The following is a 10,216-nucleotide window of genomic DNA, read 5'->3' on the forward strand; positions in this document are numbered from 1 at the left end:
CTGCCGATCTGGGCTGGTGATGCCCGCTAGCGGCGGTTGCCGAAGGTGGCCGCGTAGTGGTCGACGTAGTGGCGGCCCGAGCGCTCGGCGAGCTCGCGCATCAGCAGATCGGTTGCGGCACGGACGCGCGCCGCGGGAGCCTCGGTGTGCAGGACGATCGGCGGGTAGTAGCGCGGTGCGCCCACATCGATGCGGACCTTGGCGAAGCGCCAGAGCCTGCTACCACGCGGGTTCACCTTGTCGGTGCCGGACAACACCACCGGGATTACCGGGGCGCCCGTGGCCATGGCGACGCGCAGCGCACCTGTTCGGCCGCGATAGATCCGGCCGTCCGGTGAGCGGGTGCCTTCCGGGTGGATCGCCCAGACGTCGCCCGACTGCAGGATCTTCGTGGCGGCGGCGAGGGCGTCGGCGGCCGCGGTGCCGCCGGTCCGGTCCACCGGCACCTGGCCTGAGACGGTAAAGAACCAGCGCTGGAACCGTCCCTTCAACCCGGGGCCGGTGAAGTACTCCTGCTTGGCGAGGAACGTGACCCGCCGCGGCAGGACCAGTGCCAGGTACAGCGAGTCGATCACGGCCAGGTGGTTGGCCGCGATGATGACCGGCCCCTCTGTCGGCACATGCTGCAACCCCTCCACTTCGGGTCTGCCGAGCAATCGCAGCAGCGGGCCTAGCAACACGTACTTGAACAGCCGGTACCACACATGAGCCTCCGAGAGATTTGTTTGTAGACACTGTCTACAGCATGAAGTAGACAGTGTCTACCCAACGGGACACCATGTCTCCATGGTCGGAAACGAGTCACTGCGGGTACGGCTGGTCGGTGCCGGTGTCGAACTGCTGGAGGAAGTCGGCGCGGCCCAGCTCGGGCTGCGCGCGATCACCCGGGCCGCGGGGGTGTCACACGGTGCGCCGCGCAGGCACTTCCCCACCCACAATGCCTTGCTGGCCGCCATCGCGGCCCGTGGCTTCGCGGATCTCATCGAACGGTTCGGTGCGGTCGAGGCGGGTGCGACGACGGCACGCGAGCACCTGGAGCACATGGGCGCGGCGTATGTCGAGTTCGCGGGAGCGCGGCCGGAGATGTTCACCCTGATGTTCCGCCACGATCTGCTCGAGGGCTCCGGCGAGAACCTGCGCTCGACGACTCTGCCGCTGTTCCGGCGGTTCGCCGCGCTCGTCCACGAGGCGACCCCGGCGGACACCGGCTCGGGTCCGCCGGGGGAGCGGGCGATCGCGCTGTGGACCAATCTGCACGGCATCGCGGCGCTGCAAGCCAACCGCAGCCTTCGGCTGGTCGGCCCGGCTATCGATGTGCGGGCACTTGTCGCCCGAGTGATCGAATTGCACGTCGCCTGAACGAGATGCGACCGGCTAGCTTCTCGCCGCGAGTACCAGCGCGAAACGGTTGTCGGGGTCGGTCCAGACCCGTTCGGTGCGGAAACCTGCCGCCACCAGTTCGGCGTCGAGTCCATTGACGCGGAACTTGGCGGAGATTTCGGTGCGCAGCTGTTCACCGCGGGCGAATTCGACGGTCAGATCGAGATCACGGACCTGGACGGTCATGTCCTCGCCTGCCGCCAGGCGCATTTCGATCCATTCGTTCTCAGCATCCCAGCGGGCGATGTGCTCGAACTTGCCGGGTTCGAAGTCGGCGTCGAGCCGGTTGTTCAGAACATGCAGGACATTTCGGTTGAACTCCGCGGTGACGCCCGCGGCGTCGTCGTAGGCGGGGACGAGGATGGCGGGGTCGATGATCAGGCCGGCCCCGAGCAGCAGTTGTTCGCCGGGTTCCAGCACATCGTGGATGCTCGCAAGGAACTCGGCGCGTTCGGCCGGGACGAGATTGCCGATGGTGCCGCCGAGGAAGGCGATCATGCGGCGGCCGCCGCCGGGCAGGTTGTGCAGGGTGTCGGTGAAATCGCTGACCACGCCGTGGACGGCCAGGCCGGGGAATTCCGCCGCGATCTCCTCGGCCGCCGCGCGCAGCGCCGAGGACGAGACATCCTGCGGGACATAGGTCTTCAACGGACCCTCGGTGGTCAGCGCCGAGAGCAACAGTCGAGTCTTCGCAGCCGAACCGGCGCCCAACTCGACAAGAACCTCGGCCTGCGCGGTGCGCGCGATCTCGCCGACAACCCGCTGCAGCAGGGCGCGTTCGGTGCGCGTCGGATAGTACTCGGGCAGTTCGGTGATCTGCTCGAACAGTTCGCTGCCGCGGGCGTCGTAGAACCATTTGGGTGGCAACCACTTCGGGTCCGCGGTGAGCCCGAGCCTGGCATCCGCGCGCAACGCCGAGGTGAGGTCCTCGTCGGACAGGTAGATCTCCAGCGTCGGTCCGGTCATTGCACAGTGCCTTTCGGTATCGCGTCGTACTCGGGTGACGCGGGTGCGGAGGGAAGCGGATCGACCGACAGCGCGCCGGGCCGTGCGGTGACCAGGCTCCGATCGGGGATCGGCTGCCAGCGGGGGTCGTCATCGAACGGTTCGGAGGAGAGGATGGCGAAATCATCGGTGACCAGCGCCGACAGCGAGTGATGCCAGGTGGTCGCCCACAGTTGGGCGCCATCGCCGAGCAGGAAGTTCAGCCGCGATTCCGGGGCGTGGGCGAGCACGGCCGAGACCAGCAGGCTCAGCGCGGCTGGCGCGGCCCCCCACTCGCCGTCGGGCGCGCCGGTGGCGAGCAGGCCGCGCAGAATCACCCAGAGCGTTGCCGAATCGGTGGCCGATTCCGCTTCGAGCAACTGGGTCGGCGCGAACAGCTCGCCACCGAGTTCGGCTGCGGCGCTGTCGAATTCCGCGGCTACCGCGGCGAGCGTGCGCCGCCAATCCGGCACCATGCCGTTGTGGCTGAACGCCCAGCGGCCATGGGTGAACGGCGCGCAGGCGCTCCGCTCGATCGGCATGCCGACGGTGGCCGAGCGCACCGCGGCCAGCACCGCCCACGACTCCAGTTGCGGCAGTACCTCTTCGACGGCCGGATCGGTCCAGATCGGCGCCGAATTGCGGTAGCGGCTGACCGTCACCGAGTCGTCGTCGCCGTCGCGCCACCAGGCCACACCGAACCCGTCGGCGTTGATCGTGCCGCCACGACGCATGTCATTCGGCGCCCACGCTTGGGTGCGCAGTGAATGTGCTCCGAGCGTGAGCATGTCACCCACCCGCACCTGCGGGCCGAGGTAGCCGAGCTGCCTACACATCGGCGGCTCGGGGGTAGCGCCGAGGAAAGCCGGTGCCGAGCACGGCATCCCGGCCGCTGTGGTGATCATGGCCTGTCGCTGCCGTGCTCATTCGCCTTCACCCTGTCGAAGGTCGCGGGCCAGCCGGAAGCCGGCGAAGATCTGCCGCCGGATCGGATGGTCCCAGTTGCGGAAGGTGCTGCGGCAGGCAACGGGATCGGTGCCGAACGACCCGCCGCGCAGCACTCGATAGTCACCACCGAAGAAGACATCCGAGTACTCCGCGTACGGAAACGCGCGGAAGCCCTGGTACGGATCGAAACCGGAAGCGGTCCACTCCCAGACATCGCCGATGAGCTGGTGCACACCGGCCGGGGACGCGCCCGCCGGGTACGCGCCGACATCGGCGGGCTCGAGATGCCGCTGCCCGAGATTCGCGGTGCTGGAATCGGGTTCGGCATTGCCCCACGGGTACCGGCGGGACTCCCCGGTGGCGGGATCGACGCGGGCCGCCTTCTCCCATTCGGCCTCGGTGGGCAGGCGCTTGCCCGCCCAGTTGGCATAGGCCTCGGCCTCGAACCAGCACACGTGCAGCACCGGCTGATGCGGACGTAGCGGTGCCCGCACGCCGAAAACCCTGCGCCACCACTGTCCGGCGGGATCGCACTCCCAGAACTGCGGCGCGACGAGGCCGGCCTGCTGGCGATGCGCCCAGCCGCGCTCCGACCAGAGCTCGGGTCGGTCGTAGCCGCCGTCGCCGACGAAGGCCAGGTACTGGGCGTTGGTCACCGGCGCCGCGTCGATGGCGAAGGCGGGCACCCGCACTCGATGCGCGGGGCGCTCGTTGTCCAGAGCCCACGGCTCGGTCGACGTGCCCATGGTGAATTCCCCCGCGGGAATGATCACTTCGCCGCTGACGGGGGTGGTCACCGTCGGCGCTGCGGGCGCGGACAACACGGCGGGCCCGGTCCGCAGCTGATGGGTGGCCAGCATGGTCTCGTCGTGCTGTTGCTCGTGTTGGGCGATCATGCCGAAGGCGAAACCGCCGTCGACGAGCTCCCTGCCGCGTAATGCGCTGCGGTCCAGCACATCCCACACCCTGTCGCGTACGGCGCCGACATACCCTCTGGCCTGTGTCGGGTCAAGCAGCGGCAGCTCGGGCCGGTTGACGCGCGCGTGCTTGAAAGCGTCGTAGAGCTCATCGATGTCGGCGCGCACCGGCTCACGCCCGCCGACATCGCGCACCAGCCACAGCTCCTCCTGATTGCCGATGTGCGCGAGATCCCACACCAGCGGGCTCATCAGCCGGGAATGCTGGGCGATCAGCTCGGCCTCGTCGAGGCTGTCGGTGAGGGCGAGGGTGCGATCGCGCGCCCGGGTCAGAATGTCGGCGATCCGGTCCCGGAGCCGTTCGGTCTCGGTGTTGTCGGTGCTCGGGTGATGAATGGTCACGAGACTGCTCTCCACAGGTGGTCGAGGTCGGCCCGCGAGCTGATTCGGCCGCTGCTGGCGACCTCTGCCCGCGCGGCCATGAGGGTCGTCGGCACGTCGGCGGGGAATCGGCTGCCCGCGTAGGAAGCTCCGATGCGCGCAACCGTGATCACGACCCGCCTCCTGCGCTGTCGGCGACGGACTCGTCGACCGGCGTGCGACCATCACGAGATCGCCGGAGCGCTCCGGCGATCTCGCGGGCCGCATCCGGTGTCGCCGCATGCGCCTCGGCGAGGGTCAACAGCTCGACCGCCACCGACCGGATCTGCGGGTCGGCCAGGCCGCAGCGCGCCGCGTGCAGCCACTGCGCGGCGAGCGGCGCGGCCACCGCGGTCGCCTCGGCCACCGCGGCAGGGGTCGACATGAGCGCGTCGACCACATGGATCGGGACCATCCAGTCGTCGTCGGGCTGGGCGTCGAGGTAGCGGACCTCGAGGTGGCCCGCCGCGCGCACCAGCGGGAACAGCGTGGTCAGGTGGTAGTCGAGGTCTCCGAGGTCGGGGCGGCGACCCACCTCGTCGTCCAGCGCGCCGGAAAGCCAATCCGCGAACGAGGCCCCCGGCGGTGCGGACCAACCGAGATCGTGACCGTTGCCGCCCGGTCCGTTCGCGGCGCCATCGCCGTCGTGCGCCGGGTCCGGCCTGCGCACGCACAGCAGCGGCACATCCAGCGCCCATCTGCCGTAGTCGGCGATCGGGTCCGGCCAGGCCTCCACGGGTGGGCGGGTGCGGGCGTGGTCGAGGCGCAACCAGGTGCGCATCCGCTGCGAGGCCCAATCGCCCACCGGCGCACCACGCAGTGCGGGCGAACAGGCGAAGGCGGCAAGCAGTGCGGGACCGATCGTGTACAGCGCCCTCCAGCGGGCGGTGACCTCCGCGCGATCCGCACCCGCATCGACGCTGACCTGGATGGCGGCGGTATTGCACATCATGAGTTTGCCGAAGGGGCCGATACCGCCGAAGGACTGCTCCATGGCGCGATAGCGCGGCAGCTGCAACACCCGTTTGGGGCGGCGGTCCGCGTCGGCGGCGGCGGAGACAGTGCGGATGGATCGGGATTCGAGAAGATCCCGCAACATCCGGGAGTCGTTGCGCAATCCCTCGCACAGCTGCGCGGCAGCGGCGAACGGGGCGCTGGAGAGTTCGATCTGACCGCCGGGTTCGAGAGTGACCCGGCTGCCCCCCGGCAGCGAGAGCGCCGGTGAATCGGGGGCGATGGACCGCGGTGCGTAGGGTCCGAGTGCAGCTGCGAGTGCAGCCAGTTGCGGGCGGGGAGCGGCCGATCGGCCTGACGTCGAACACTCACCCTGCACGGTGAGCCACTCGAGTTCGGCGCCGATGAGCGTCGGTGGCCCCAATTTGAAACAGACGCCACCCACATATGCCTCGGCCGCGACCCTCGAGGACAGATCCCCGTCCTGGATGGCGCTGACCGACTCCGGATGTTCCAGCGTGACCGCCATGCCAACCTCCGCTGATAAGTCCGTCGGCGACCGGACGGGTAGTTCCGTCCGGGCGCCCTGGTCGGCGGATTGGTGTCCGCCGTAGCTGGTATATCGCTGCGACAGCGTGCCGCATTCCGCGTACGCCGACTCAAACCAGGGTAGCGAGCGAGGCTGACAAAAAAGCGACAAGATTTCGAACTCCTGACCGGATATGGTCGTCGGCATGCTGGACGACCATCGCGTACGGGACGACACTCCAGGCATTTCGTCGGGTTCGGGAACCGGGCTGGTTTTCCTCGACAGCGCGGGATCCTCACTGCCGCCGCGGACTGTCACCGACACCGTCGTCGATCACCTGCGGCGCGAAGCCGAGGTCGGTGGTTATCGTGCAGCTAACGAACGTCTCGACGATCTCGCCGCCGTGAAAACCGTGATCGGCACACTCATCAACGCCGACCAGGCAAGCATCGCCCTCAGTGACAGCGCCACCCGCTCCTGGGCCGATTTCTTCTACTCGGTGCCGCTGTCGCCAGGCGACCGCATCCTGATCTCCGGCGCCGACTACGCGAGCAACGCCATCGCGGCTCTGCAGCGCGCGGAGGCGACCGGGGCAACCGTGCAGCACATCCCCAGCGACAGCAGTGGCCAACTCGACCTCGACGCCCTCTCGGCCATGGTGGACGAGCGCGTCAAGCTGGTCTCGCTGCTGCACGTGCCGACCAACGGCGGACTGGTCAACCCGGCCGCCGAGGCCACCAGGATCGCGCACTCGGTCGGCGCACTGGTGTTGCTGGATGCCTGCCAGTCCGCGGGGCAACTCCCTATCGATGTCGTCGAACTCGGCGTCGACGCGCTCTCGGTCACCGGCCGCAAGTGGCTGCGCGGACCACGCGGCACCGGATTCCTTTACCTGCGACCGGAATTGGCCACGTCGATGGTGCCGCAACGTCTCGACCTGCATAGTGCGGGGTGGACGACGCCCGGCACCTACACCCTCGCTCCCGACGCGAGACGGTTCGAATTCTGGGAATGCGATGTCGCGGCCCGCCTAGGCTTGGGCGCCGCCGTGCAGTACCTGCTCGACCTCGGCCCCGACGACGTCTACGCCGCCATCGCGGCCCGCGCGGAGTATCTGCGCAAGTCGCTGCCCGAGATCGACGGTGTCACCGTTCGTGACATCGGTATCAGGCACAACGGCATCGTCTCCTTCACCGTCGATGGCATCGACTCCGTCGATGTCCGCGATCAGCTTGCGGCACAAGATATTACGGTGACGGTCAGTCACGCTTCCTCCACGCTGCTCGATATGACCGCGCGCGGTCTGGCGTCCGTGGTCCGCGCCTCCCCGCACTGCTTCGTCAGCTTCGAGGAGCTGGACCGTTTCGTGGCCGCCGTCGCGGCGCTCTGAGCACCCGTGTCACCACGCGAACTCGTCGTCCTCGGCACCGCGAGCCAGGTGCCGACCAAACAGCGCAACCACAACGGGTACCTGCTCCGATGGGGCCAGGAGGGCCTGCTCTTCGATCCCGGCGAGGGCACGCAGCGGCAGATGACGTATGCGGGGGTGTCGGTCACCGATATCACGCGCATCGCGGTGACCCACTTCCACGGCGACCACTGCCTCGGCCTGCCCGGGGTGATCCAGCGGATCAATCTGGACCGAGTCCCACACCCGGTCGACGTGTACTACCCCGCCTCCGGCGAGCAGTATCTCGACCGGCTCGAAAATGCCACCGCCTTCCATCGCACGGTCGAACTGCGCAAGCATCCGATCACCGGGCCAGGCTCGCTGGACGCCTCCGGCGCGCCCTTCACCATGGCCGCGGTGCCGTTGTCCCATCCGGTCGAGGCCTTCGGCTACCGGATCACCGAACCCGACGGTGTCCGTATGCTGCCGGATCGGCTCCACGCCATCGGGCTGCGCGGACCGGTCGTCGGACAGTTGCAGCGGGAGGGTTCGATCGAATGGGGCGGGCGCACAGTCACTCTGGCCGAAGTCAGCGCGCCGCGGCGGGGGCAGAGTTTCGCGTTCGTGATGGACACTCGGCTCTGCGCCGGCGTTCACGAACTGGCCGCCGAGGTGGACATGCTGGTGATCGAGGCGACGTTCCTGGATGCCGACGCCGGCCTCGCCGAGGAGTACGGGCACCTCACCGCGGGACAGGCGGCCAGGGCCGCCGCGGCAGCGGGCGCGCGCACGCTTGTCCTGACGCACTTCTCCCAGCGGTACCGTGACCTCGACGCGCATTTCGCCGAAGCCGCACAGCATTTCACCGGCCCGATCGTCGTCGCGGAAGACCTGGCGAGAATCCCGCTGCCGCCCCGTCGCTAGGCCGGGCTCATCCCACGACGGCCGCAAGCCATTCGATGAGGGGACGCATCCCTTCCCACGCGGCGCGAATCTCCTTCGCGGCCCTCGGCTTGTCGAGCCATGGCGGAGCGCCGAATTCTTTACTACAGGTGAGGGACTTGTGGCGCAGCAGGTCGATGCGGGGATGGTCGGCTTCATAGCCCTTCGGCTTGGTTTTGAGCTTGTCTCCGCCGATCGTGTACCCCGCCTTGGTGAGCTTCGCGAGGATGGCCTCCAACTCGGCGCCGCGCACCTCGTCGGCGATGGTGGCGCGCAGTTGGGCGACCTGGGCGGGGGAGCCCGAATAGAAGCCGCCGCCGATGAACAGTCCGGCCGCGCTGATCTGCACGTACCACCCGGTGCCCGGTGCGACGCCTGCCACCGCGCCCTGCGCGGTCTTGTACGGCGATTTGTCCTTCGAGAAGCGGACGTCGCGGTACGGGCGGAAGATCTTCGCGGCGCCGAAGTCCGGCTCCAGTTCCGCGGCGAGTGCGACCATCGGCGCTTTCACCGACTGTTCGTAGACGTCCTTGTGCGCATTCCAGAAGGCCTTGGAGTTGTCGGCCTCGAGGTCCTCGTAGAAGTCCAATCCCGCCAAGGGGAACCCACCGAATCCGCTCATGGGAGAAAAATCTACCCGGTGGGCTCCCCGGTCAACTCTGGTCGGGGAACACGTCGCCGGACAGCACGATGTAGCTCACGACGATTCCGATGACCATGGCGACCACGGCGACGACGGTGGCGACCTTGCCGAGGGATTCGCCCTTGTTGCGGCCGACGACGCCGAGAATGATGCCTGCCGGACCGAACAGGATGGGGCAGAACAGCAGCGAGAGCGCCGCGCAGACGAAGGCGCTGATCGAATAGACCTGAGCGCCGGAACGCCGCGGTGCGGCACCGTACTCCTGATACGGCTGCTCGGTGTGGGCGGGGAACCCGCCGTAGGGCGATTGCTCTGCGCTGGACGCGGGGGTTGCCCACTTCGTGCCCGAAGGCTGCCGCGGCTCAGGTTCTTCGGCGGGCGACGGTGATCCGGCATCCGGCGGCTGTGGCGCATCGCCGGTGGGTTGTGGCGCGTTGCCGGGTTGCGCCGCGGGTGCTTCGTCGTCGGGCGATGGGGGTGCGCTGCCGGTCGGCGCGGCCGCCTTGTCATCGTTGCCGGGATGCTGCGGAGTAGTCATGACGCCCTCCTCGTGTGTGTCCGGTCGCGCTCTGTGGGGGTACCACGGTGGAGCCGGCCCTCTCACGATCACGCGGTCCGATTTCCCGGCGCGTCGGGCCTGTTCACTCAGCAGGGATCGGTGTCACACCTCGGAATCGTCGATGATCTCCATGGCGGCGACCTCCGCGGGGCGTTCGTCCGCTTCGGCGTCTTCGGCGGCCTGACTGAGTGGCGTCCACTCCTGTTCGAGCTCCTCGGCGATGCCGAGGCGGCCGTCGTCGTCGTTCTCATGGTTACGAATCAGCAGGTCGGCGGGTGGATCCTCGATATTGCGCTCGTAGGCCCTGATCTCGTCCGCCTGCTTGTCGTCCCCCATGTCGGTGTCCAGCGATTCACGGTCCATACGACCAGTATCCTCCGCTGCCCATCCCGCGAACGGGACCCGACACGGGCGAACGGTGCCCGCCGCGGCGGACCGCCAACGCGAAACGGGGGGCGGGGCCCGGGGTGGCCCGCCCCCGGGTCGGGGGGGGTTGTAAGGGCGTGGGGGTGTAAATTACGCTGGCGGGGCCAAATTATTAAAACAAGCG

The 10,216-nt window shown here is 68.4% G+C and carries 12 protein-coding genes; 3 read left to right on the forward strand and 9 right to left on the reverse strand.

The window, feature by feature from the left end:
* Positions 1 to 26: 26 nt before the first annotated feature.
* Positions 27 to 704, reverse strand: coding sequence for a lysophospholipid acyltransferase family protein (locus tag ACFU4Z_RS23095; RefSeq protein WP_379066298.1), 678 nt, complete (start codon positions 702 to 704; stop codon positions 27 to 29).
* An 82-nt stretch (positions 705 to 786) separates the two neighbouring features.
* Between ACFU4Z_RS23095 and ACFU4Z_RS23100 the strand changes: the two genes are divergently transcribed.
* Positions 787 to 1,359, forward strand: coding sequence for a TetR/AcrR family transcriptional regulator (locus ACFU4Z_RS23100; RefSeq protein WP_379066300.1), 573 nt, complete (start codon positions 787 to 789; stop codon positions 1,357 to 1,359).
* A gap of 15 nt (positions 1,360 to 1,374) precedes the next feature.
* Here ACFU4Z_RS23100 and egtD read toward each other — a convergent pair whose 3' ends face one another.
* The 5 genes from egtD to egtA all read right to left on the reverse strand — a co-directional run bounded on the left by egtD (position 1,375) and on the right by egtA (position 6,132).
* A complete protein-coding gene (gene egtD / locus ACFU4Z_RS23105) occupies positions 1,375 to 2,346 on the reverse strand; it encodes an L-histidine N(alpha)-methyltransferase (protein ID WP_379066302.1) in 972 nt (323 codons plus the stop codon).
* Positions 2,343 to 3,200: an ergothioneine biosynthesis protein EgtC gene (gene egtC, locus ACFU4Z_RS23110; RefSeq protein WP_379066532.1), complete on the reverse strand. Its 858-nt coding sequence runs from the start codon at positions 3,198 to 3,200 to the stop codon at positions 2,343 to 2,345. The genes egtD and egtC overlap by 4 nt, the downstream gene beginning before the upstream one ends.
* A gap of 87 nt (positions 3,201 to 3,287) precedes the next feature.
* Positions 3,288 to 4,625: an ergothioneine biosynthesis protein EgtB gene (egtB, locus tag ACFU4Z_RS23115; protein WP_379066534.1), complete on the reverse strand. Its 1,338-nt coding sequence runs from the start codon at positions 4,623 to 4,625 to the stop codon at positions 3,288 to 3,290.
* Between the two features lie 2 nt (positions 4,626 to 4,627).
* On the reverse strand, positions 4,628 to 4,783 hold the full coding sequence (locus ACFU4Z_RS23120; RefSeq protein WP_379066304.1) for a hypothetical protein: 156 nt from the start codon (positions 4,781 to 4,783) through the stop codon (positions 4,628 to 4,630).
* The gene (egtA, locus tag ACFU4Z_RS23125; protein WP_379066306.1) at positions 4,780 to 6,132 is read right to left on the reverse strand and encodes an ergothioneine biosynthesis glutamate--cysteine ligase EgtA; all 1,353 of its coding nucleotides are present in this window, start codon (positions 6,130 to 6,132) and stop codon (positions 4,780 to 4,782) included. The genes ACFU4Z_RS23120 and egtA overlap by 4 nt, the downstream gene beginning before the upstream one ends.
* Positions 6,133 to 6,337: 205 nt before the next feature.
* On the opposite strand from egtA, the gene ACFU4Z_RS23130 reads away from it, so the two are divergent.
* Together ACFU4Z_RS23130 and ACFU4Z_RS23135 are read left to right on the forward strand one after the other, a co-directional pair.
* Complete coding sequence (locus ACFU4Z_RS23130; protein WP_379066308.1) at positions 6,338 to 7,522, forward strand: aminotransferase class V-fold PLP-dependent enzyme; 1,185 nt, start codon at positions 6,338 to 6,340, stop codon at positions 7,520 to 7,522.
* A gap of 6 nt (positions 7,523 to 7,528) precedes the next feature.
* Entirely contained in the window at positions 7,529 to 8,446 is a 918-nt protein-coding gene (locus ACFU4Z_RS23135) for a ribonuclease Z (protein WP_379066310.1), read from the forward strand.
* Positions 8,447 to 8,453: 7 nt separating this feature from the next.
* On the opposite strand, the gene ACFU4Z_RS23140 is transcribed toward ACFU4Z_RS23135, so the two are convergent.
* From ACFU4Z_RS23140 to ACFU4Z_RS23150, 3 genes are all read right to left on the reverse strand, one after another.
* The gene (locus ACFU4Z_RS23140) at positions 8,454 to 9,086 is read right to left on the reverse strand and encodes a DUF2461 domain-containing protein (protein ID WP_379066312.1); all 633 of its coding nucleotides are present in this window, start codon (positions 9,084 to 9,086) and stop codon (positions 8,454 to 8,456) included.
* Between the two features lie 31 nt (positions 9,087 to 9,117).
* The gene (locus tag ACFU4Z_RS23145) at positions 9,118 to 9,645 is read right to left on the reverse strand and encodes a hypothetical protein (protein ID WP_379066314.1); all 528 of its coding nucleotides are present in this window, start codon (positions 9,643 to 9,645) and stop codon (positions 9,118 to 9,120) included.
* A gap of 123 nt (positions 9,646 to 9,768) precedes the next feature.
* Complete coding sequence (locus ACFU4Z_RS23150; RefSeq protein WP_379066316.1) at positions 9,769 to 10,029, reverse strand: hypothetical protein; 261 nt, start codon at positions 10,027 to 10,029, stop codon at positions 9,769 to 9,771.
* Positions 10,030 to 10,216 lie beyond the last annotated feature (187 nt).

The organism is Nocardia sp. NPDC057440, assembly GCF_042802915.1.
In the GTDB taxonomy this organism is placed as follows: domain Bacteria; phylum Actinomycetota; class Actinomycetes; order Mycobacteriales; family Mycobacteriaceae; genus Nocardia.